Here is a 20,687-nt window from a genome sequence, read left to right on the forward strand (position 1 = left end):
CCGCAGCGGCCGGCGTCCGGAACCGAGCACTGCTCAAGCAACCGAGCCGCCGGACCGAGGACGGACACCCCCCACCCCGCCCCCGACCCACCCACCGAACCGCACGCACTCAGGGGCGCGGGGAACTGCGCACACAACGCCCGCCCCCACCGAACCCGCACAGGCCGCCGCAGGCACCCCCGCCTACGATGAACCGCATCGATCAGCCGATCACCGCGCCGCACCACACCCACCACCGTGCCCGGCGCCCAGCAAGGGGAGGCCCCCATGACGACGACCGACCACCTGCACGCCTTCATCGCCGGCCTGCCCAAGGCCGAACTCCACGTCCACCACGTCGGCTCCGCCTCCCCCCGCATCGTCTCCGAACTGGCCGCCCGCCACCCCGACTCCAAGGTCCCCACCGACCCCGAAGCCCTCGTCGACTACTTCACCTTCACGGACTTCGCCCACTTCATCGACGTGTACCTCAGCGTCGTGGACCTGATCCGCACCCCCGAGGACGTACGGCTCCTGACCTACGAGGTCGCAAGGGACCTCGCCCGCCAGCAGGTCCGCTACGCCGAGCTCACGATCACACCGTTCTCCTCGACCCGCCGCGGCATCGAGGAGCGCGCGTTCATGGACGCGATCGAGGACGCCCGCAAGGCGGCGGAGAAGGAGTTCGGCACCGTACTGCGCTGGTGTTTCGACATCCCCGGCGAGGCGGGCCTGGAGGCTGCCGAGGAGACGGCACGGCTCGCCACCGACGACCGCGTCCGCCCGGAGGGCCTCGTCTCGTTCGGCCTCGGCGGCCCCGAAGTCGGCGTCCCCCGGCCCCAGTTCAAGCCGTACTTCGACCGGGCGATCGCAGCGGGCCTGCACTCGGTCCCGCACGCCGGCGAGACGACGGGCCCGGAGACGGTGTGGGACGCCCTCACCCACCTCCGCGCCGAACGCATCGGCCACGGCACGCACTCCTTCCAGGACCCGAAGCTCCTCGCCCACCTCGCCGAGCACCGCATCCCGCTGGAGGTGTGCCCGACGTCCAACATCGCCACCCGGGCCGTCCGCACCCTCGACGAGCACCCGGTCAAGGAGTTCGTGAAGGCCGGGATCGTCGTCACGATCAACTCCGACGACCCCCCGATGTTCGGCACGGACCTGAACGGCGAGTACGCGGTGGCGGCGAGGCTCCTGGACCTCGACGAACGGGGCCTGGCCGACCTCGCGAAGAACGCGGTCGACGCGTCCTTCCTGGACGAACAGGGCAAGGCCAGGATCAGGGACGAGATCGACACCTACACCACTGCCTGGCCCGCCCTCTGAGCCCACTCCCTGAGCCCACCCCCACGGGCCCACCCCCTCGGCCCACCACAATGGACGCATGCACAAGCTGACAGCCGTGGCACACCGCGGCGACCCCTACCGCGTCCGTGAGAACACGATCGGCTCCCTGCGTGCCGCGCTCGACCTGGGCGCGGACGCGGTGGAGATCGACGTACGGCTCACCAGGGACGGCGTGCCGGTCCTGCTGCACGACCGGACGCTGAAGCGGCTGTGGGAGCACGACCGGCCTCTGCGGTCCCTGTCGGCGGACGAGGTGCGAGGGCTGACGGAGGGCCGGGTGCCGACCCTCGCGGAGGCACTGCGGGCCACCGACGGGCACCGTCTGATGCTCGACCTGCCCGGCACCTCGGAGGTCCGTGTGGCCCGCCGCATCGTCGACGTCGTCCGTGAGTGCGGCGCGCAGGACCGCGTCTACTACTGCGCCGACGCCACCGCGATGCTCGCCGTACGCGGAGCCGACCCGTCCGCCGAGATCGCGCTCACCTGGACGACCCTCGCACCCCCGCGCCCCACTCTCCTGGACGCGGTGAAGCCCCGCTGGCTCAACTACCGTTTCGGCCTGGTCGACAGGACCCTGGCCGACCGCACCCACGCCGACGGTTACCTGATCTCCGTCTGGACCCCCGACACCCGCCGTTCGATGCGCCGCCTTGCCGCCGCCGGCGTCGACTCGATCACGACGAACCGCGTGGACGTGCTGTGCGCGCTGCGGGCGCAGGCACGTCAGCTGCCGGAGTGAGCCAGCGGGGGCGCGATCGCCTGCGCGTCCGCCCCCTCCCCGACCCACAGCCGGATCAGCAGCGCGGCGGTCGCCTCCACGAGGCCCGCCCGGTCCAGTCCCCCGGCGTCGAGCGGTTCGCAACCCAGGTCGCGGACGAGTCGTCGTACGACGGTCAGGGCCCCCTCGTCGTCCCCGCACAGCGGCACCGCGAGCGGGCGGCCGTCGAAGACGGGCGGGGTCAGCCGCCAGACGTTCTCATGGCACAGGTTGAAGGCCTTCACCACGTGGGCCGAGGGCGCGGCGGAGGCGATGCGTTCGGCGGCCGAGGGGCCGCCCGCCGTGAGCAGGCCGAAGTCGCGGCCGACCGGGTTGGTGCAGTCGATCAGCACCTTCCCCCGCAGCGCCTCCCCCAGCCCTTCGACGACCTCGACCACCGCCTCGTACGGCACCGCGAGCAGCACCGCGTCCGTCCCCGCCTCGGCCGCCTTCCGCAGCCCGCCGTCCGAGCGGCTCCCGGCGACCACCTCGTGCCCGGCCCGCCGCCACTGTGTGCCCAGCGCGTCCGCCATGCCGCCCCGGCCGATGATTCCCACCCGCATGACGCCTCCTCCTGTTGCCCGGATCTGCCGTTTCTCCGGATCTCCCACGACAGTAGGGAGCCGCTCGGGCACCATTCGGTACGTGACCATCGACCCGGCCTTCCTGGCCGACTGCCGCACCCGGCTCGCCTTCGACCTGGTCTCCAACACCTGGAATCCCGTGCTGATCTGGGCTCTCAAGGACGGACCGGGACGTCCCGGTGAGCTGCGGGCGCGCGTCGGCGGGATCAGCCAGAAGGTGCTGACGGAGACCCTGCGCAGGCTGGAGTCCAACGGACTCGTCGCACGGCGGGCGTACGGCGGCTCACCGCCCCGCGTGGAGTACGAACTGACGGAGCTGGGGCGGACGTTGCTCCCGCCGATCGAGGCCTTCGGTGTCTGGGCGCACGATCACGGGGACGAGGTGGTGGAGGCGCAGGAGCGCTACACGCGGGACTCCTGAGCGACGGTCGCCGGGTCGGCCGGGGTCGACCGTGTCAGGTACTGCGGCACGGGGGTGTCGTCCTTGCCGGTGTCGCGGACCAGGCCGTAGCGCTTCGCGCCCTGGTCGGGGCCGGTGGTGATGTCCTTCTCTGCCGCGTCCCAGGTGGAGGGGAAGACGCTGAGGCCGTAGTCGGCGCCGCGTTCGTTCACGGTGAGGGTGACGCCGCCGTCGAGGTAGAAGTACTCGTTCTGCCACATCTGCTGGGTGCCGGAGGGCGGGACGGCGTAGCCGGTGGCCGAGTCGCCCATGCCGGTCGCGGTGGGGTCGGTGGCGCTGACGGGGTCGTCCATGCGGCGTCCGCCGCCCGAGGCCACGTGGAAGAGCTCGCCCTTGAGGCCGGTCCAGGACGGCATGACCAGGCTGCCGGACCGGTACTGCGGTGAGATCTGCCAGCGGACCAGGACATAGCCCTTGCCCGTGAGCGTGACGGCGTCCCCGCGGTGGTTCATGACGGCGTGCGCCCCGCCGGTGCTGGTGATGCCGGTCTCGGGCCGGTGCGGCAGGGCGGCGGGCGGGGTGCGGGGGTCCGGTGCCCGGTCGACGGCGTCGACGACGCTGCCGTAGCGGACCGCCCTGGTCGGTGTCGCCGAGGGCGAGGGCGAGGGGGACGAGGACGGTGAGGGGGACGCCGACGGCGTGGGAGCCGCGGCCGGTGCCCGGTACGTGCTCGCCGCCGTGGGGGCGAGCACCGCACGCGGCGGCGGGGTGTCCGGCGTCTGGGTGACGACGTACGCGCCGCCCGCGACGATCGTCGCCCCCGCGGTGGCCGCGAGGACGGGCTGGGTGAGCGCGCTCATCACCTTCGCGGACCAGCTCACGGACGCGACCGTGGCCGCCGCGGCCGTCTTGCCGCCGAGGGCCAGCGAGAGCGTGAACCCGACGGGGACCGGCACCAGCGCGATTCCGACGAGGAGCCGCTCGGCCGGTACGACGGGGTCGCGGGTGTCGCCGCAGTAGCCGCAGCCGCGGAGGTGCCGGGCGAGCCGCTTGCGCCAGACGGAGTCGGGGCGGCCGTTCCAGCGAGCGGTCAGTTCGCGCAGGTCCGGGCAGGCGCCGTCGAGGGCGCGGACGATGCCGCGGGAGGTCTCCAGGCGCTCCTTCATCCGCTGGACGCGCACGGCGGCGTGCTGCCGGCTGATGCCGACGGCGGCGGCCAGCTCACGCCGGGTGAGCTCGCCGGCGACCTCCAGCCACCACAGGGAGAGCAGTTGCCGGTCCTCGTCGTCGAGCCAGCGCGCCGCCTCCGCGACCTCGCGCCGCTGCCCCTCCAACTGGAGTCTCAGTACGGTGAGTTCGGCGAAGTCGGCGGCATCGCGCGCGGCCGACTCGTCCAGCGGGGCGGAGGTTCGGCGGCGAGCCCGGTCCCGTATCTGGCGCATGGCGATGGCGACCAGCCAGGACCGGAAGCTGTCCGGGTCGCGCAGGCTGCCGAGGTGGTCGACGGCCCGCAGCATGGTCTCCTGGACGACGTCGTCGACGTCGGCGTGGCCGTTCAGGGCCCGGCCGACGATGTTGTACACCAGCGGCAGCCAGCCCTCGACGAGCTCGTCCAGCGCACGCCGGTCGCCGTCCTGTGCCGCCGCGATGGTGTCGCGCCACTGCCGCGTGTCCACGTCGTCCTTCCGGGCCGTTGTCACGTCGTTTCCGCAGGCACACTCTCGGGCGAGCCGGTGATGTTGGCTATGTCGGGGATCACAGCGTGGAGACGGAGTGAAGGACTCCGCGATAACACTTTTCTGCACCCCTAGGGGTTCCCCCCTGCAACTCCCCCTATTTCACCGGCAGTTGCTCGGGGTAGGGACCAGGGTCCGGCACCTCCTCCTCGACGATCCCGGGTCCGTCGCGGCGCCTCAGGATGAACACGGACACCACGACACCCCGACACTCCTGGAGCCGCCGCATGTCCGCCCTCCGCCGCAGGACGGTCCTCGCCGCCTCCGTCACCCTCGCCCTGGGCGCCGCCCCACTGGCGGCGTCCGCGTCCGCCGCCACCTCTGCCCCCGCCTCCGCGTGCAGCACCTCCGCACCGGATGCCGAGGCGCTGCACGCGGCGATCGCGGGGCTTCCCGACGCGAATGCCACCGCGGCCCTGGTGCGGATCGGGGGGTGCGGCGGCACCTGGCACGGCGCTTCGGGCGTGCACGACCTGGCGAGCGGACGGGCCGCCGACCCGAACGGACGGTTCCGGGCCGGGTCCACGACGAAGGTGGTGACGGCGGCTGCCGTACTGCGGCTGGCGGCCATGGGCCGGATCGACCTGGACACCCCGGTCCAGCACTACCTTCCCGGCCTCCTCGGCAGGCGGTTCCGGCCGGTCACCGTCCGGCAGCTGCTCAACCACACCAGCGGCATCCCGGCGGGCGACGGCCTCGGCACCACCTTCGAGGAGGTGTACGCCCACCGCTTCGACACACTGCCCCCGCAGCGGGTCGCCGCGTCCGCGGGTGCGAAGAAGCCGGAGTTCGGGCCGGGGAAGGAGCAGCACTACCTCAACATCAACTACACGTTCCTCGGCCTGCTGATCGAGCGGGTGACCGGGCGGTCGTACGCCTCCGGGGTCACGCGGCTGGTGCTGGCGCCGGCCGGGATGCGGGACACGTACTTCCCGGGCACCGACCCGCGCATCCTCGGTCCGCACAACCGGGGCTACCAGGCGGTGAAGAGGGCCGACGGGACGACGGAGTTCGTGGACGTCACCGACTGGAACCAGGCGGACCGGTTCGCCGCCGGGGACATGATCTCCACGACCGCGGACCTGGAGCGCCTGCTCACCGCCCTCTTCCGGGGCCGGATCGTCCCGGAGCCGCAACTGGAGGAGATGTTCACCGTCCCGGCCGACATCCCCGGCGCGAGCTACAGCGCCGGGCTCCAGCGCTACGAGTCGGACGGGAAGGTCTACTGGGTCAAGACCGGTGGCCGGTACGGCTACAACTCGGTGATCGCCGCCACCCGCGACCTGAGCCGCACGGTCGTCCACTCGGTCAACTCCACCGACGCGAAGAGCGAGAACGCGAACCCGGTCATCGGCCGGATCATCACGGCCGCGATCAAGTAGCGGGCACCGCCGACGAGTTCGGTGCGGTGAACGCCTCCAGCCGCTTGATCCTCTTCCGTACGACGTACAGCGGGACGACTCCGAGCACCCCGAACGCCATGTCGATCACGCTCCACCAGAAGGGGATGCCCCGGATCGGACCGCAGATCAGCGCGAGCGGGATGATCCCGGCGCAGGCGATCATCGCGAACTCGACGACCCAGATGTTGCGGACCGGGTCGCGGTAGGGGCCGTAGAAGGCGACCGCGATGACCAGGTGCGCGAAGGCCAGCCAGTCCGTCCCGTAGAGCAGGAACGGGTAGTCGGAGTCGGCGGTGTCGAGCCCGCGCCGGACGCGCGTGATCCAGTCCATGAGGGCGTCCGGCGTGGGCAGGTGGCGCAGCAGGTCCTCGGTCCAGCGCAGTTCGTGGACCAGGGGGAAGGCCGTGGCACCGCTGAGCACCAGGCAGACGACGAAGAAGGCCAGCCATGCGCGGATGCCCCTGAGTTGGGCGGCTCTGTCGCTCATGGCAGCAGCGTACGCCTGTTGTTGAACACGTTCAAAAACAATTGCCGTACGGCGTCAGGAAGCCGCCGTCTCCGCCAGTTTCTGGAACTCGCCGAGGTCGTAGTTGGCGAGGGCCGAGTCCAGGTTGGTGAGCGCGCCCAGGTGCTCGACGAAGCCCTTCGGGTCGTACTCGATCTGCAGCGTCACGCGGCTGGACGTGTCACCGAGCCGGTGGAAGGTGACGACGCCCGCGTGATGGACCCCCTCCACGGTGTGCCAGGCGATGCGTTCCTCCGGGATGACCTCGGTGACCTCGGCGACGAAGTTCTTGTCGGCGCCGGGCAGTTGCAGCTGCCAGGCGAAGCGGCGCTCGTCCAGCCGTTCCACCAGACGTACATGGCTCAGAAAGGACGGCCACCGGTTCACATCGCTCCACAGCGCCCACGCGACACTGACGGGAGCCTCGATATCGACCGTTTCCACGAGCGACGCGGACATGCGGTACCTCTCCTTCTGACGGGCCGGGCCGGTCCGGCGGGTGCGGTGCGGATACCCCCGGCGGGTCGGCGCACGCCGTCGCCACGCTGGTACGCATCTGGCCGCTGCACCGGGTGCGCCGCGACGGAAACCCGGCGGTACGACTGCTGGTGCCGACGCCCGCGTCCCTGTTCGGCGGCCCCGCGGAGGCCAGGGCATCCATCTCGCCCTGCCGCCAGGCCCGCCGCCAGCGCTCCGCCGACGCTCCCTGACCCGCAGATCCTTCGCGATCACCGGGTTCTTCTCGCCACGAGCGAACCGCTCACCCGCCTCATACCGGATCCGCTCGCAGGGATCACCACGCGTCACCCGACAACACCCCGAAGAGATCAGTAAGCGCAACTTCAGGTTGAAACACGCTCGATGAGAACTGACACCGGTCATGGGCATCGACCGGAAGCGGAGCGGCGGTCCTCCCTACACCAAAGGCCACGTGGGCGTCCCAGCCGGCCGTCGCCCCGGCTGGACCGTGGGAGGTCACTCCGCCGGACCCGACGTCTCGCGGGAAGGGTGGCATGTTCAGGCCGCACCTGTTAGCTTCCCCCCGCTCATACATTCAGTCATGACATGTATGAATGGAGTCACTATGCGGGGAAAGACGGCTGTGGTGCTCGGCGGTAGCGTGGCGGGGCTGTGCGCCGCAGGAGTGCTCGCGAGGCATTTCGACGAGGTGATCGTCCTGGAGCGGGACCGGCTCCCGCCGGACGCGCAGCATCGGCGGGGCGTGCCACAGAGCAAGCACCCGCACTTCCTCCTCAACTCCGGGCGTCGCGCGATCGGCGAGATCTTTCCTGGGTTCGAGGAGGCACTGATCGCCGCGGGCGGGATGCGCCTGATGCCGGCGATGGACGCGGCGTACTGCGAGCACGCCGGCTGGGCCCCGCGCAAGGCCGGTTCGATGACGATGATCTACAGCTCGCGTGTGCTCATCGAACGGGTCCTGCGCGACAAGGTCCGTGAGCTCTCGGCCATCGAGATCCGCGAGGGCGTGACCGTCACCGGACTTCGTACCACCAGGGGCGGCACCGCGCGCGGGCACGTCGAGGGAGTCGAGTACCGCGCGGGCGACGACTCGGGCCACCTCTCCGCCGACCTGGTCGTCGACGCGCTGGGGCGCGGCTCCTCCGTCGCCGACTGGCTGAGCACGGCGGGATGGCCGGCGCCGCCGGAGAAGACTCTCGACGCCAAGGTCACCTACACGTCGAGGTGGTACGACCTGCCGCCCGCCGACCGGCGTCCACCGGCGTGGTGGTGGAAGCACCTGGTCGTCACTCCGACCCAGGACACCGGCGACCATCCCGAAGAACACGAGTTCCTCAGCAACTTCTTCCCGATCGAGGGGGACCGCGCCATCGTGTGCATGGGGGCGTGGGGCATCCGGATGCCCCGCGAGGTCGACAACTTCGAGGCCGCGGTGGACCGCGTGCGGGCCAGCTCCTTCGGGCAGGCGACGCGTGCCTGCACTCCGACCTCCGGGGTGCACCTCACTCGTTCGACCGGCAACAAATGGCGCCGTTTCGACCTGCTCGACCAGCCCCCGCTCGGGCTGGTCTGCGTCGGTGACTCGATCTGCGCGTTCAACCCGTTCTACGCCCAGGGGATGAGCTCGGCGGCCCGCTCCGCTCTCATCCTCGCCGAGATGCTGCACGGCCACGACGTCCTCGACCTCGCCTTCTTCCGCGAGTTCCTCACCCGACAGAAGAAGTCACTCGACGTTCCCTGGATGCTCGCGATGGCCCGTGACCAGGCATATGACTTCGCGACCGGGAGTGAGGTCGTCGCTCCCTGGCGCCGCAAGCTGGCCGCACGCCTCAGCTGGCCGGTCTTCAACGCCATCAACGCCACGAGCCGCGAGGACGCCTACGTCGAGCGGACGTTCGCCCAGGTCTTCAACCTCGACATGTCACTCAGGGAGATGACCACCGATGTGCGGTTCTGGTTCGGCATCGCGCGCTACAAGGTGCGTCAGCGGCTCGGACGCACGGTCGTGCCCGGCGGATTCGATGATCAGCAGGATCCGCCCGGCACCGACTTCACCGGCCTGACCCGCGCCGGCAGCTCGCCGTACGCCGAGACCGACCTCGTCAATGACTGACCCGAGGAGCGAGGAATGAGCTATTCATGCGACTCGGCGGCCGAGCGCCTCGCTGGAAGGCTCGGCTTCTCCTGCCATGACGCCGATCCCGTCGTGGACTTCCGCAACCCGTTCGGTCTCGAGAACGGCACCATGCCGTTCCTCGAACTGCTCATCATCGGCGGTGCGGTCTTCGCCCTCGTCCATGCGTGGCGGCGGTGGCGGCGCGACGGCGACCCGGTCAACATCTCCCTGTGGTTCGCCTCGCTCGTCTACCTGGCGGTGATCGAGCCGCCGCTCTATTTCCCGGGCTGGTTCGGCCTGGAGGAGCACGTCGGGTTCATTTTCTCCCACAACGTGTTCACCGTGCAGTTCATGTACGACCGGCTGCCGCTCTACATAGTGGCCTTCTACCCGGCGCTGTCGCAGCTCGCCTACGAGGTGGTCCGTGTTCTCGGCGTCTTCGCGCGACGGGGGCTCCTTCTCGGTTCGCTGGCGGTCGCGTTCGCCTGCCAGGCGTTCTACGAGATCTTCGATCAGCTCGGACCTCAGCTGAAGTGGTGGGCCTGGAACCCCGGCAACGAAATGATCAACAAGCCGGCACTCGCCTCGGTCCCGATGAACAGCATGTTCCTGTTCGCCTCCGTGTCCTTCGGTGCGATGACCTACCTGGTCGTCCGGCTGGTCGGCGCGAAGGACGGCCGCGGCACGCTCACCGGCCGGCAGATCAGCCTGCGCACCGTGGCCGCCGGCGCCCTGACACCGTTGGCGATGGCGGTCGCCGGCGTCCCCAGCAACATCTTCCGCGGTGGGGACCACCTGGGGATCCAGCAGGCCATCCTCGGTGCCGAGCTCGCCCTGGTCTGGATCGTCGGCCTCCACCTTCTCGCGGACGCCTGGCGCGCGCGGCGAACAGATCCGGCTCCGGTGGCATCGCCGCTGTTCGCGCGGATCTATCCGGCGCTGTACCTCGGCGTCCACATCGTCCTCTGGCTGGCCGCGTTGCCGGCCTACTTCGCGGCGGCCAATGGCATCACCGAGCAGGGCACACCGATCGGCAGCCTGTGGTACACCGTGCTGTGCACCGTAGCCGCAACCGGACTCATCGTGGCCGTACTCCGCGCGACCATGTCCCGGCAGACCACAGAGCCTGTGCAATCCTGAGCCCATGGGGCATCACGGCTGGGGAGGCCGGCCTCCCGCATCGGACGCGGAGGCCCGGCAGCGCATCATCGACGCGACCGCTCGCTGCATCGACAGGCACGGCGTCACGAAGACGACCCTGTCCGACGTCGCCGGCGAGCTCGGCGTCACCCGCCAGACCGTCTACCGCCACTTCGGCCGCATCAGCGACATCATCGGCGAGGTGGCGGCCCAGGGCGCCGAGTCGTTCGTCGACCTGATGATCGCGCACCTGCAAGGGACCACCGACCCGGCCGAAGCCGTGGTCGAAGGCATGGTCTTCTGCGTACGGACCATCCCCACCGAGCCACGCCTGAGCCTTCTGCTGCAACTCGGAGACACCACCGCCTTCGGCCGCGGCACCACCACCAGGGAAACCATCGCCTACGGCGCCAAGATGCTGCAGCGCTTCCCCGTCGACTGGGCCGCCGCCGACATCGACGAGGACGACCTCAACGGCCTCGCCGAGATCATCATGCGACTCCTCACGTCGCTGCTGCAGCACCCCAGCGAGCCACTGCAGGACGAAACCCGGCTCCGCACCTTCCTCAACCGCTGGCTGGCCCCGGCGCTGTCCCGGACATCGGCATCCGCGCACCCACGTTCTTCAACACTCACCCGGTGACGTAAGAGGCAGGAACGCCGGGCCAAGACCTGCGCAGAGGCCCTGACGGCGGTTGAGGAGTACCTGGAAATGCCGTACCGCATACGGCGCCGACCCGAGTCCTCCTCCGCCGTACGACAACAACTGACCGACGAGGTCAGCGGCCTGCTCGCTCGCATGGCCTTCCACCAGGCATGGCTCCAGATCGAGGCCACAACCGTGGCAGGCCCCTATGCGGCCCTCGTGGCAACGGCGCGAGCCGAGTCCGGCGCGCAGATGAGCCTCGCCTGGCAGCAGCCACCGATCACCACCGACAGCGGCATGAATCTCGGAATCCCGTACCCCCGGGACCGATCGAATACGGCCCGAGCCACGTGCATCGAGGTGATGCGCCGTCACCTCTGAGAAATGGCGGTGATCTTGATACCAACCATCCCTCTTTTGTGCCAACTAAAAATCCTCGTCACAAAAACCCCGCCCTGCCGTCACAACCCCACGATCGCGTTCCACCGCTTCGCGTACTCCACCCGCTCCTTCGACGTGATGTCCCGCGCGATCACCAGCCGCCTGCGCATCTCCGCGTCCGGGAAGATCAACGGGTTCTCGGCGAGGGCGGCGGTGTCCCAGTCCTTCGAGGAGGCCAGGACGTCCTGTGCGGCGGGGACGGGGCAGACGTAGTTGACCCAGGCGGCGAGTTCGGCGGCGACCTCGGGGTCGTAGTAGTAGTCGACGAGGCGTTCGGCGTTGGCCTTGTGGAGGGCCCGGTCGGGGATCATCAGGGAGTCCGACCAGAGCTCCGCGCCCTCCTCGGGGACGACGAAGCGGATGTCGGGGTTGTCGGCCTGGAGCTGGATCACGTCGCCCGAGTAGGCCTGGCAGGCCAGGACGTCGCCGGTGACGAGGTCCTTGGTGTAGTCGTTGCCGGTGAAGCGGCGGATCTGGCCGTTCCTGACGTATTTCTCGACCTGGTCGCAGACCTCGTGGAAGTCGTCCGCCGTCCACGTGGTGATGTCGACGCCATTGCCCTGCATGAGCAGCGCGAAGGCCTCGTCGAGGCCGGACAGCAGGGTGACCCGGCCCTTGAGGTCACTCGCCCAGAGGTCCTTCACGTGCCGGATCTCGCGGCCCAGTTTCTTGTGGTCGTACGCGATTCCGGTGATGCCCGACTGCCACGGCACGGTGTGCTTGCGGCCGGGGTCGAAGACGGGTGAACGCAGCAGCGGGTCAAGGTACTTCGTGACGTTCGGCTGGTTCGCCCGGTCCATCTCCTGGACCCAGCCGAGCCGCACGAACCGTGCGCACATCCAGTCGCTCATGACGATCAGATCGCGGCCGGTCTGCTGGTGGTTCATCAGCGCCGGGCTGATCTTGCCGAAGAACTCGTCGTTGTCGTTGATCTCCTCGACGTAGTCGACGGAGATCCCGGTCCGCTCCTCGAACGCGTCCAGCGTCGGCCGCTTCGTCGAGTCGTCGTCGTCCGTGTCGATGTAGAGCGGCCAGTTCGCCCAGGTCAACCGCTTGTCGGTGGCGGAGCGATCGGAGACGGCCCGGTCGCTCGCGCCCACGTACGCGGCGGGCACGCCACAGCCGCCGAGACCGCCCAGCACCGCCCCACCGCCGAGCGCGCGCAGCAAGGTCCTACGGGAGAGCGGGGACGTCCTCGGTACGAGTGGCATGGCCGCAGCATGCCGCCCGGGACAGCGCGCCGACAATCGACGCAGCGTCGAGCGCCCCGGGACACGACGGACACCCTGTCGAGCATCCAGCCCCTCCCGACGCCGGTAGCCCCAACTCCCCGAAGGGGGCGCGGGGCTGTGTCCATCTGCGGCTCCGCCGCGTGGGCGCGACCAGCCCCCACGCACCCGAAGCCCCTCACCGGCCCATCACAAAGCCGCAAGCCCCAGCCCACCCAAGGGGCGCGGGGCTGTGTCCATCTGCGGCTCCGCCGCGTGGGCGCGACCAGCCCCGACGAACCCGCAGCCGAAGAACCACCCGCACCCCCACCCCCACCCCCAAGAACTACCCGTCCAACGAAGTCATCACGTGCTTGATCCGCGTGTAGTCGTCGAAGCCGTACCCGGACAGGTCCTTGCCGTAGCCCGACTTCTTGAACCCGCCGTGCGGCATCTCCGCGACCAGCGGAATGTGCGTGTTGATCCACACGCACCCGAAGTCCAGTCGCTTCGACATCCGCATGGCACGGCCGTGGTCCTTGGTCCACACGGAGGAGGCGAGCGCGTAGTCGACCCCGTTGGCCCACTCCACGGCCTGCTCCTCGTCGGAGAAGGACTGCACGGTGATGACGGGCCCGAACACCTCGTTCTGGATGATCTCGTCGTCCTGCTTCAGCCCCGACACCACGGTCGGCGCGTAGAAGTACCCCTGCTCACCGACCCGGTGGCCCCCGGTCTCGACCTTCGCGTGCGCGGGCAGCCGCTCGATGAACCCGGAGACCTGCTTCAGCTGGTTCGGGTTGTTGAGGGGACCGAACAGCACGTCCTCGTCGTCGGGCTGCCCGGTCTTCGTCTCGGCGGCGGCCTTCGCCAGCGCCGCCACGAACTCGTCGTGGATGGACGACTGCACCAGCACCCGCGTGGCCGCCGTACAGTCCTGCCCGGCGTTGAAGAAGCCCGCCACCGAGATGTCCTCGACGGCCTTCGCGATGTCGGTGTCCTCGAAGACGACGACCGGGGCCTTGCCGCCCAGCTCCAGGTGCACCCGCTTGAGGTCCCTGGACGCGGACTCGGCGACGGACATCCCGGCCCGCACCGAGCCCGTGATGGACGCCATCGCCGGTGTCGGGTGCTCGACCATGAGCCGCCCGGTGTCCCGGTCGCCGGTGATGACGTTGAAGACGCCCTTGGGCAGGATCGAGCCGATGATGTCGGCGATCAGGACGGTCGACGCGGGTGTCGTGTCCGACGGCTTCAGCACCACCGTGTTGCCCGCCGCGATCGCCGGCGCGAACTTCCACACGGCCATCATCATCGGGTAGTTCCAGGGGGCGACCTGCGCGCAGACCCCGACCGGCTCGCGCCGCACGATGGAGGTCATGCCCTCCATGTACTCACCGGCGGAGCGCCCCTCCAGCATCCGCGCCGCACCGGCGAAGAAGCGGATCTGGTCGACCATCGGCGGGATCTCCTCGGACCGCGTGAGCCCGATCGGCTTGCCGGTGTTCTCCACCTCGGCCGCGATGAGCTCCTCGGCCCGCTCCTCGAACGCGTCGGCGATCTTCAGGAGGGCTTTCTGCCGCTCGGCGGGGGTGACGTCGCGCCAGCCCGGGAAGGCGGCGGCAGCGGCGGCCATCGCGGCGTCCACGTCCGCCTGGCCCGACAGCGGCGCGGTCGCGTACGCCTCACCGGTCGCGGGGTTGACCACCTCGGTGGTCCGTCCGTCGGCGGCGTCCCGGAACTCACCGTCGATGTGGTTACGCAGACGACGCAGTTCGGTGCTCACTGCCGGCCTCCTGAAGGGGTTGGAACTGTCCACTGACTGAGACACCCACCCTAATCGGCAGGCCCACGTTTTCAACACCCCCGATCGCGTCATCGCTGCGAAATCCGCAGGTCTCGGTCACGTAAACGACGGATTTCATCGCCTCGACCTTGCGGAAGTGTCGAGACGTCGTGCACAGTGACGTCGTGGCCAGTCGAAGCGCAGACCCCAGGGACTCCCGTGAGTCCAGGAGCGACTCCAGGAACGGCAGCAGCCCGAACCTGGACGCCGTCTCCCTCGCCATCATCGAGCAGCTCCAGGAGGACGGCCGCCGTCCGTACGCCGCGATCGGCAAGGCCGTGGGCCTCTCCGAGGCCGCCGTGCGCCAGCGCGTCCAGAAGCTGCTCGACCAGGGCGTGATGCAGATCGTCGCCGTCACGGACCCGCTCACCGTGGGCTTCCGGCGCCAGGCGATGGTCGGCGTGCACGTCGAGGGCGACGTGGAGTCCGTGGCCGAAGCGCTGAGCGGTATGTCCGAATGCGAGTACGTGGTGATGACCGCCGGGTCCTTCGACCTGATGGTGGAGATCGTCTGCGAGGACGACGACCACCTTCTCGAGGTCATCAACCGGCGCATGCGGGCCATTCCCGGAGTGCGCTCCACCGAGAGCTTCGTTTATCTGAAGCTCAAGAAGCAGACCTACATGTGGGGAACCCGATGACCGTGAGGACCCGATAACCGTGAGCACCAAGGACCTCAGCCAGACCGCGTACGACCACCTGTGGATGCACTTCACCCGCATGTCCTCGTACGAGAACTCCCCGGTCCCCACCATCGTCCGGGGCGAGGGCACGTACATCTACGACGACAAGGGCAAGCGCTACCTGGACGGTCTCGCGGGCCTGTTCGTGGTCCAGGCCGGTCACGGCCGGGTGGAGCTCGCCGAGGCCGCGTTCAAGCAGGCGCAGGAGCTGGCGTTCTTCCCGGTGTGGTCCTACGCGCACCCGAAGGCCGTGGAGTTGGCCGAGCGGCTCGCGCACCACGCGCCGGGCGACCTCAACAAGGTCTTCTTCACCACCGGCGGCGGCGAGGCGGTCGAGACCGCCTGGAAGCTCGCCAAGCAGTACTTCAAGCTGGTCGGCAAGCCCACCAAGTACAAGGTGATCTCCCGCGCGGTCGCCTATCACGGCACCCCGCAGGGCGCCCTGTCGATCACCGGCCTGCCGGGCCTGAAGGCACCCTTCGAGCCGCTGGTCCCCGGCGCGCACAAGGTCCCGAACACCAACATCTACCGTGCCGCGCTCTTCGGTGACGACCCGGAGGCCTTCGGCCGCTGGGCCGCCGACCAGATCGAGCAGGAGATCCTCTTCGAGGGCGCCGACACGGTCGCCGCGGTCTTCCTGGAGCCCGTGCAGAACGCGGGCGGCTGCTTCCCGCCCCCGCCCGGCTACTTCCAGCGGGTCCGCGAGATCTGCGACAAGTACGACGTGCTGCTGGTCTCGGACGAGGTCATCTGCGCCTTCGGCCGCCTCGGCACCATGTTCGCCTGCGACAAGTTCGACTACGTCCCGGACATGATCACCTGCGCCAAGGGCATGACCTCGGGCTACTCCCCGATCGGCGCCTGCATCATCTCGGACCGCCTGGCCGAGCCGTTCTACAAGGAGGACAACGTCTTCCTGCACGGCTACACCTTCGGTGGCCACCCGGTCTCCGCGGCCGTGGGCCTCGCCAACCTCGACCTGTTCGAGCGCGAGAACCTCAACCAGCACGTCCTCGACAACGAGGGCGCCTTCCGCGCCACCCTGGAGAAGCTGCACGACCTGCCGATCGTCGGCGACGTCCGCGGCAACGGCTTCTTCTACGGCATCGAACTCGTGAAGGACAAGCACACCAAGGAGTCCTTCGACGAGGAGGAGACCGAGCGCGTCCTGTACGGCTTCCTCTCCAAGGCGCTCTACGACAACGGCCTGTACTGCCGCGCCGACGACCGCGGCGACCCGGTCGTCCAGCTCGCCCCGCCGCTGATCTCCGACCAGGGGACCTTCGACGAGATCGAGCAGATCCTGCGCGCGACCCTGACCGAGGCCTGGACGAAGCTCTAGCCTCAGGCGGTTCAGCCGATAGTAGGGCCCGGGGTGCACCCGTACGGGTGAGAAGGGTGCACCCCGGGCCGCGTGCTGTCCGGGGTCACGACCCCGTCTCCTTAGCGTGCCTGGTAACCGATCGGCCCTGCTTTCGTTCCCCCGCACGGGGGATTGCAAGGCACAACGGACCAGAACGAGGTGTACGCCCATGGAGGCCCCGCCGGACAACGATGTGCTCTGGGCACGGTCCCTGCACTTCACCCACCGCGACGGCTCACCCGGGATCGCCGGTGTCTCGCTCGGCATCCGCGAGGGCGAGATCCTCGCCGTGAGCGGCCCTCGCGGCAGCGGCAAGACGAGCCTGCTGCGCTGTCTTTCCGGCCTGGCGCCGGCCCAGCGCGGCGAGGTCTGGTTCAACAGCGTGCCCGTGCACACGATGGGCCCGATGACCCGGGAACGGCTGCGCCGTGACCGCTTCGGCTGGATCGACCCCGCCCCGGTGCTCGTCCCGGAGCTCAACGCCTGGGAGAACGCCGCCCTCCCCCTCATGCTGCGCGGCACCAGCCGCCGCCGGGCCAAGGTCGCCGCCCTGGAGTGGCTGGAGCGCCTCGACATCGGTGACAAAACCCGCAGCCGCCCGCACGAGCTGACCCAGTCCGAACGCCAGCGCGTCTGCATCGCCCGTGCCCTGGCCCCGGCCCCCTCGGTCCTGTTCGCGGACGAACCGACGGCTCCCCTGCACCGCGCGGACCGGGCGCACGTCCTGCGCACGCTCACCACGGCCGCCCGCTCCCACGGCATCACGGTGGTCCTGGCGACGCACGACGCCGACACCGCAGCCCTGGCGGACCGCACGGTCACCCTCCTGGACGGACGCCGGGTGAACACCGTGCACCTGCCCCCGATGGCCGACTCGGAAGGCCGTACCGCGTGCTCGCTCTCCGTCTGACCCGGGGCGCCCGTCCCGCCGTACAACTGCGCCGCCTCCTGGTGGCCATGGCCTCGGCGGGCACGGGCTTCCTCCTCCTGTGTGCCCTCGGCTACGCCATCAGCCATCCCGACGAGCCCCGGGCCGCCGCCCTCCGGCTGGCCTGGTGCCTCACCCCGCTGGCGGCGACGGTCTACTTCGCCCTGGCGGTGGCCCGCACCGATCCGGGCACCCGGCCCCGCCCCGGTCTGTCGGCGATCGGCCTGGGGCCGGCCCGTCTGATGGCCGTCTCCGCCACGACGACGGCCCTGTCCTGCCTCCTCGGCTCGATGCTGGCCCTGCTCTTCTTCCTCCATCTGCGCGGCGACCTGACGGGCATGCCCTTCGACGGAGCGGCGGCGGAGTTCCTGGCCGCGGGCACCCCCCTCCCCCTCCCGGCGGCGCTCACCCTGCTGGGCCTGGTACCGGCGGTCGCGTCGGTGACGGTGGCGCTGGTACTGCGCCCGCGCGACGACAGACCGGAGTCGGCGAGGAGGGCGGCGAGGGCGTACGGCCGTTTCGGCGCGTACGGCAGGACGGCGGCGAGGGAGACCTTCGGGGCCTACGGCCGTTTCCGCGGTCGCCCGGCCTCGGGCGACCGTGCCACCGGGGCGGCTCCCGACCCGGGCGAAGTGGCCCCGACGACGACCTTGACCGAGGAGGGCCCGGCCCCGGACGTCACCGCGGACAACGTCCCCCCGGTTCCCGGGGAAGCCCCGAGGGGCCTGCCCTGGGGCATCGCCGTGCTCGCCGCGGGCCTGGCCGTCGAGGCCTACGCCAACCGCCCCGGAACCGGCCCCGCCACCCCCCTGCCCGGCGGCCTGGCGGGCACCCCGTCGGTCCTCGTGGGCTGGGTGCTCACCGCCGTGGGCCTCGCGGTGGCCGGCCCCGGCCTCACCCACCTGTGCGGCCGTCTCCTGCAGTCCACCCGCCCCGGCGCCCTGCGGCTGCTCGCGGGCCGCGTCCTCATGACGGAGGCCACCCGCATCGGGCGCCCGCTCGGCGTCGTCTGCGCCGTGGCGTCCGGCACCTACGCCATGGTCACGCTGTACGACCCGACAGGCCCCGAGGTCGGCCCGCTGACCACCCTCGGCCTGCTCCTGGTCACGTGCTGCAGCGTCGCCACGCTCCTCACTGCCGCAGTGGAGGCCAGGCAGGCGAGGTCGGACACCACGGCCGCGCTGCTGCGCCTGGGCGCCCCGGCGACGATGCTGCGCAGCGCGGCGGCTCTCCGCGCCGGTGCCCTGCTGGTCCTCTTCGGCCCGCTGACCCTGGTCGTCGCCGAACTCGCGGCCCTTCCGCTGACGGGCTGAAAAAAGATTCCCCCACGCCGATGACTTCCGCCGGGCCCCCCGGTCTACCCACCGAACAGCACGCACCCCGATGGGAGAGACTCCGATGACCTCGCCGACGTACCAGCAGATGATCTTCGTGAACCTGCCCGTGAACGATCTCGACGCCTCCAAGAAGTTCTTCACGGAGCTCGGCTACTCGATCAACCCGCAGTTCAGCAACGACGACGCGGCCTCAATCGTGATCAGCGACACCATCGTCGCGATGCTCCTCACCAAGCCGTTCTACGCGACCTTCACCAAGAAGGAGATCGCGGACGCCACCAAGAGCAGCGAGGTCATGGTCGCGCTGAGCGCGGAAAGCCGCGCGAAGGTCGACGAGTTGGTGGACAAGGCGCTCGCGGCAGGCGGTACTCCGTCCGGCGCGACGCAGGACCACGGCTTCATGTACGGCCGCTCCTTCGACGACCCCGACGGTCACACCTGGGAGGTCGTGTGGATGGACCCGGCCGCGATCCAGGGCTGACCCACGGGCCGGAACACAGCGTGCGAGCATGGGCGGGTGCAGACGAGCCCCGCCCATGCGGCACACCACGACGACCGTGAGATCGAGACGCTGCAGGAGTTCGACGCGGTGGTCCAGGCCCGCGGCACCCTCTGCGGATTCCGCGTCCAGTCCGTCGATCTGACGGACCGGACAAGGGAGTTGCTGGCCACCGACACCAGGGGCGCGGTCTTCCTCGGCTGCCCGATGCGGGAGAACGCGGCCGGAAAGATCCGCGCGGACGGCGCCCTGGTCTTCCCGCCCGTCCCGGACCTGCCCTTCGATCCGTACCGCGGTCTTCTCTACTCCCCCGACGAGCTGTTCGACGGGCTGGAGAAGGGATACGAGCAGACCCCCGACGCCCTCGCGTACGCCTGGTTCCAGCGCACCAAGGCCGACGGCGACATATACGCGTCGATGCTGCGCTCCGTCCACGACGACGCCGTCTCGGACGCCCTCGACGAACTCCTGCGCGGCACACGGGTCGTGGGGGTCATGGGCGGCCACGCGATGGCCCGCGGCACCGAGGAGTACGCCGGCGCCGCCCGCCTCGGCCGCGAACTGACGCGCGCCGGGCTCACGGTGGCCACCGGCGGCGGCCCGGGCGCGATGGAGGCGGCCAACCTCGGCGCCCACGCGGCCCCCTTCGAGGACTCCATGCTCGACGAGGCGTGCGAAATCCTCGCCGGGGCCCCCTCGTTCACGCCGTCCATCACCGAGTGGGCGCGCGCCGCCTTCGAGGTCCGCACCCGCTGGCCGCGGGGAGGCCGGTCCGTCGGCATCCCCACCTGGTTCTACGGCCACGAGCCGCCGAACGCCTTCGCCTCGCACATCGCCAAGTACTTCGCCAACGCCACCCGCGAGGACGGCCTGCTGGCCCGCTCCGACGCGGGCGTGGTCTTCCTGCCGGGCGCCGCCGGAACCGTGCAGGAGATCTTCGACAACGCGACGCCCAACTACTACGAGTCGCGCGGCGAGCCCACGCCGATGGTCCTCGTGAACCGCGCGCACTGGACGGAGCGGCTGCCCACCTGGCCGCTGCTCCAGGCGCTCGCGCGGGAGCGTTCGATGGAGGACCGAATCGCCCTGGTTGACCGGATCGAGGAGGCTCCGGCCGCCCTGAAACGTCTCACACCTTAATAAGCAGGCAAAGTCAACACTTGTAGGGCGCCTACACGTTGACACTTCTTATGCAGCGCTTATAGACCTGTGTGACTAGTGGGGACGGTGATGTCGCATCACCACCCCCTCAGCCCCCCGCATTTGCGCAACCCGTGAAGGACGAA

At 70.1% G+C, this 20,687-nt stretch carries 19 protein-coding genes and 2 pseudogenes; 14 read left to right on the forward strand and 7 right to left on the reverse strand.

What is annotated here, in order from left to right; genetic code table 11:
- Positions 1–178: 178 nt before the first annotated feature.
- A pseudogene (locus tag ACZ48Z_RS18385) lies at positions 179–1,308 on the forward strand (adenosine deaminase); the annotation flags it as partial.
- Positions 1,309–1,366: 58 nt separating this feature from the next.
- Complete coding sequence (locus tag ACZ48Z_RS18390) at positions 1,367–2,068, forward strand: glycerophosphodiester phosphodiesterase (protein WP_468736890.1); 702 nt, start codon at positions 1,367–1,369, stop codon at positions 2,066–2,068.
- Here ACZ48Z_RS18390 and ACZ48Z_RS18395 read toward each other — a convergent pair.
- Complete coding sequence (locus ACZ48Z_RS18395; protein WP_468736891.1) at positions 2,053–2,649, reverse strand: NADPH-dependent F420 reductase; 597 nt, start codon at positions 2,647–2,649, stop codon at positions 2,053–2,055. The two genes, ACZ48Z_RS18390 and ACZ48Z_RS18395, sit on opposite strands and share 16 nt — an antisense overlap.
- Positions 2,650–2,731: 82 nt before the next feature.
- Here ACZ48Z_RS18395 and ACZ48Z_RS18400 point away from each other — a divergent pair, with 82 nt between their 5' ends.
- Entirely contained in the window at positions 2,732–3,091 is a 360-nt protein-coding gene (locus ACZ48Z_RS18400) for a winged helix-turn-helix transcriptional regulator (RefSeq protein WP_468736892.1), read from the forward strand.
- On the opposite strand, the gene ACZ48Z_RS18405 is transcribed toward ACZ48Z_RS18400, so the two are convergent.
- Positions 3,073–4,746: a sigma-70 family RNA polymerase sigma factor gene (locus ACZ48Z_RS18405; protein ID WP_468737111.1), complete on the reverse strand. Its 1,674-nt coding sequence runs from the start codon at positions 4,744–4,746 to the stop codon at positions 3,073–3,075. The two genes, ACZ48Z_RS18400 and ACZ48Z_RS18405, sit on opposite strands and share 19 nt — an antisense overlap.
- Positions 4,747–5,033: 287 nt before the next feature.
- Here ACZ48Z_RS18405 and ACZ48Z_RS18410 point away from each other — a divergent pair, with 287 nt between their 5' ends.
- Positions 5,034–6,188, forward strand: a complete 1,155-nt coding sequence (locus ACZ48Z_RS18410; protein ID WP_468736893.1) for a serine hydrolase domain-containing protein — start codon at positions 5,034–5,036, stop codon at positions 6,186–6,188.
- On the opposite strand, the gene ACZ48Z_RS18415 is transcribed toward ACZ48Z_RS18410, so the two are convergent.
- The 3 genes and pseudogenes from ACZ48Z_RS18415 to ACZ48Z_RS18425 all read right to left on the reverse strand — a co-directional run.
- Entirely contained in the window at positions 6,181–6,696 is a 516-nt protein-coding gene (locus tag ACZ48Z_RS18415) for a hypothetical protein (RefSeq protein WP_468736894.1), read from the reverse strand. The two genes, ACZ48Z_RS18410 and ACZ48Z_RS18415, sit on opposite strands and share 8 nt — an antisense overlap.
- Before the next feature lie 54 nt (positions 6,697–6,750).
- Complete coding sequence (locus ACZ48Z_RS18420) at positions 6,751–7,173, reverse strand: SRPBCC family protein (RefSeq protein WP_468736895.1); 423 nt, start codon at positions 7,171–7,173, stop codon at positions 6,751–6,753.
- A 172-nt stretch (positions 7,174–7,345) separates the two neighbouring features.
- Positions 7,346–7,545: pseudogene (locus tag ACZ48Z_RS18425) on the reverse strand (helix-turn-helix domain-containing protein); the annotation flags it as partial.
- 253 nt (positions 7,546–7,798) lie between these two features.
- On the opposite strand from ACZ48Z_RS18425, the gene ACZ48Z_RS18430 reads away from it, so the two are divergent.
- The 4 genes from ACZ48Z_RS18430 (at position 7,799) to ACZ48Z_RS18445 (ending at position 11,477) form a co-directional block, all read left to right on the forward strand.
- Positions 7,799–9,307: an FAD-dependent oxidoreductase gene (locus tag ACZ48Z_RS18430; RefSeq protein WP_468736896.1), complete on the forward strand. Its 1,509-nt coding sequence runs from the start codon at positions 7,799–7,801 to the stop codon at positions 9,305–9,307.
- Positions 9,308–9,322: 15 nt separating this feature from the next.
- A complete protein-coding gene (locus ACZ48Z_RS18435) occupies positions 9,323–10,450 on the forward strand; it encodes a hypothetical protein (protein WP_468736897.1) in 1,128 nt (375 codons plus the stop codon).
- A gap of 4 nt (positions 10,451–10,454) precedes the next feature.
- On the forward strand, positions 10,455–11,093 hold the full coding sequence (locus tag ACZ48Z_RS18440; protein ID WP_057617470.1) for a TetR/AcrR family transcriptional regulator: 639 nt from the start codon (positions 10,455–10,457) through the stop codon (positions 11,091–11,093).
- A gap of 69 nt (positions 11,094–11,162) precedes the next feature.
- Complete coding sequence (locus tag ACZ48Z_RS18445; RefSeq protein ID WP_266553268.1) at positions 11,163–11,477, forward strand: hypothetical protein; 315 nt, start codon at positions 11,163–11,165, stop codon at positions 11,475–11,477.
- Between the two features lie 80 nt (positions 11,478–11,557).
- Here the strand turns inward: ACZ48Z_RS18445 and ACZ48Z_RS18450 are convergent, their stop codons facing one another.
- Both ACZ48Z_RS18450 and ACZ48Z_RS18455 read right to left on the reverse strand, forming a co-directional pair.
- Positions 11,558–12,748, reverse strand: a complete 1,191-nt coding sequence (locus ACZ48Z_RS18450; RefSeq protein ID WP_468736898.1) for a polyamine ABC transporter substrate-binding protein — start codon at positions 12,746–12,748, stop codon at positions 11,558–11,560.
- 343 nt (positions 12,749–13,091) lie between these two features.
- Positions 13,092–14,531, reverse strand: a complete 1,440-nt coding sequence (locus ACZ48Z_RS18455) for a gamma-aminobutyraldehyde dehydrogenase (protein ID WP_468736899.1) — start codon at positions 14,529–14,531, stop codon at positions 13,092–13,094.
- 170 nt (positions 14,532–14,701) lie between these two features.
- Between ACZ48Z_RS18455 and ACZ48Z_RS18460 the strand changes: the two genes are divergently transcribed.
- The 6 genes from ACZ48Z_RS18460 to ACZ48Z_RS18485 all read left to right on the forward strand — a co-directional run bounded on the left by ACZ48Z_RS18460 (position 14,702) and on the right by ACZ48Z_RS18485 (position 20,541).
- Positions 14,702–15,232, forward strand: coding sequence for an Lrp/AsnC family transcriptional regulator (locus ACZ48Z_RS18460; RefSeq protein ID WP_468736900.1), 531 nt, complete (start codon positions 14,702–14,704; stop codon positions 15,230–15,232).
- A 19-nt stretch (positions 15,233–15,251) separates the two neighbouring features.
- Complete coding sequence (locus ACZ48Z_RS18465; protein ID WP_468736901.1) at positions 15,252–16,616, forward strand: aspartate aminotransferase family protein; 1,365 nt, start codon at positions 15,252–15,254, stop codon at positions 16,614–16,616.
- Between the two features lie 190 nt (positions 16,617–16,806).
- Positions 16,807–17,547 (forward strand): ABC transporter ATP-binding protein, encoded by a 741-nt coding sequence (locus ACZ48Z_RS18470; RefSeq protein ID WP_468736902.1) that lies wholly within the window; start codon positions 16,807–16,809, stop codon positions 17,545–17,547.
- Positions 17,529–18,878, forward strand: coding sequence for a hypothetical protein (locus ACZ48Z_RS18475; protein ID WP_468736903.1), 1,350 nt, complete (start codon positions 17,529–17,531; stop codon positions 18,876–18,878). The genes ACZ48Z_RS18470 and ACZ48Z_RS18475 overlap by 19 nt, the downstream gene beginning before the upstream one ends.
- An 85-nt stretch (positions 18,879–18,963) precedes the next feature.
- Entirely contained in the window at positions 18,964–19,383 is a 420-nt protein-coding gene (locus ACZ48Z_RS18480; RefSeq protein ID WP_468736904.1) for a VOC family protein, read from the forward strand.
- Between the two features lie 36 nt (positions 19,384–19,419).
- A complete protein-coding gene (locus ACZ48Z_RS18485) occupies positions 19,420–20,541 on the forward strand; it encodes an LOG family protein (RefSeq protein WP_468736905.1) in 1,122 nt (373 codons plus the stop codon).
- Positions 20,542–20,687 lie beyond the last annotated feature (146 nt).

It is taken from the genome of Streptomyces sp. NPDC031225 (assembly GCF_055570355.1).

Excerpts from the sequence above, each read along its gene's own strand:
- ACZ48Z_RS18410 (WP_468736893.1), top strand. The coding sequence starts at position 5,034 with ATGTCCGCCCTCCGCCGCAGGACGGTCCTCGCCGCCTCCGTCACCCTC.
- ACZ48Z_RS18415 (WP_468736894.1), bottom strand. The coding sequence starts at position 6,696 with ATGAGCGACAGAGCCGCCCAACTCAGGGGCATCCGCGCATGGCTGGCC.
- ACZ48Z_RS18445 (WP_266553268.1), top strand. The coding sequence starts at position 11,163 with ATGCCGTACCGCATACGGCGCCGACCCGAGTCCTCCTCCGCCGTACGA.
- ACZ48Z_RS18480 (WP_468736904.1), top strand. The coding sequence starts at position 18,964 with ATGACCTCGCCGACGTACCAGCAGATGATCTTCGTGAACCTGCCCGTG.
- ACZ48Z_RS18395 (WP_468736891.1), bottom strand. The coding sequence starts at position 2,649 with ATGCGGGTGGGAATCATCGGCCGGGGCGGCATGGCGGACGCGCTGGGC.
- ACZ48Z_RS18430 (WP_468736896.1), top strand. The coding sequence starts at position 7,799 with ATGCGGGGAAAGACGGCTGTGGTGCTCGGCGGTAGCGTGGCGGGGCTG.
- ACZ48Z_RS18440 (WP_057617470.1), top strand. The coding sequence starts at position 10,455 with ATGGGGCATCACGGCTGGGGAGGCCGGCCTCCCGCATCGGACGCGGAG.
- ACZ48Z_RS18470 (WP_468736902.1), top strand. The coding sequence starts at position 16,807 with ATGGAGGCCCCGCCGGACAACGATGTGCTCTGGGCACGGTCCCTGCAC.
- ACZ48Z_RS18450 (WP_468736898.1), bottom strand. The coding sequence starts at position 12,748 with ATGCCACTCGTACCGAGGACGTCCCCGCTCTCCCGTAGGACCTTGCTG.
- ACZ48Z_RS18420 (WP_468736895.1), bottom strand. The coding sequence starts at position 7,173 with ATGTCCGCGTCGCTCGTGGAAACGGTCGATATCGAGGCTCCCGTCAGT.
- ACZ48Z_RS18390 (WP_468736890.1), top strand. The coding sequence starts at position 1,367 with ATGCACAAGCTGACAGCCGTGGCACACCGCGGCGACCCCTACCGCGTC.
- ACZ48Z_RS18435 (WP_468736897.1), top strand. The coding sequence starts at position 9,323 with ATGAGCTATTCATGCGACTCGGCGGCCGAGCGCCTCGCTGGAAGGCTC.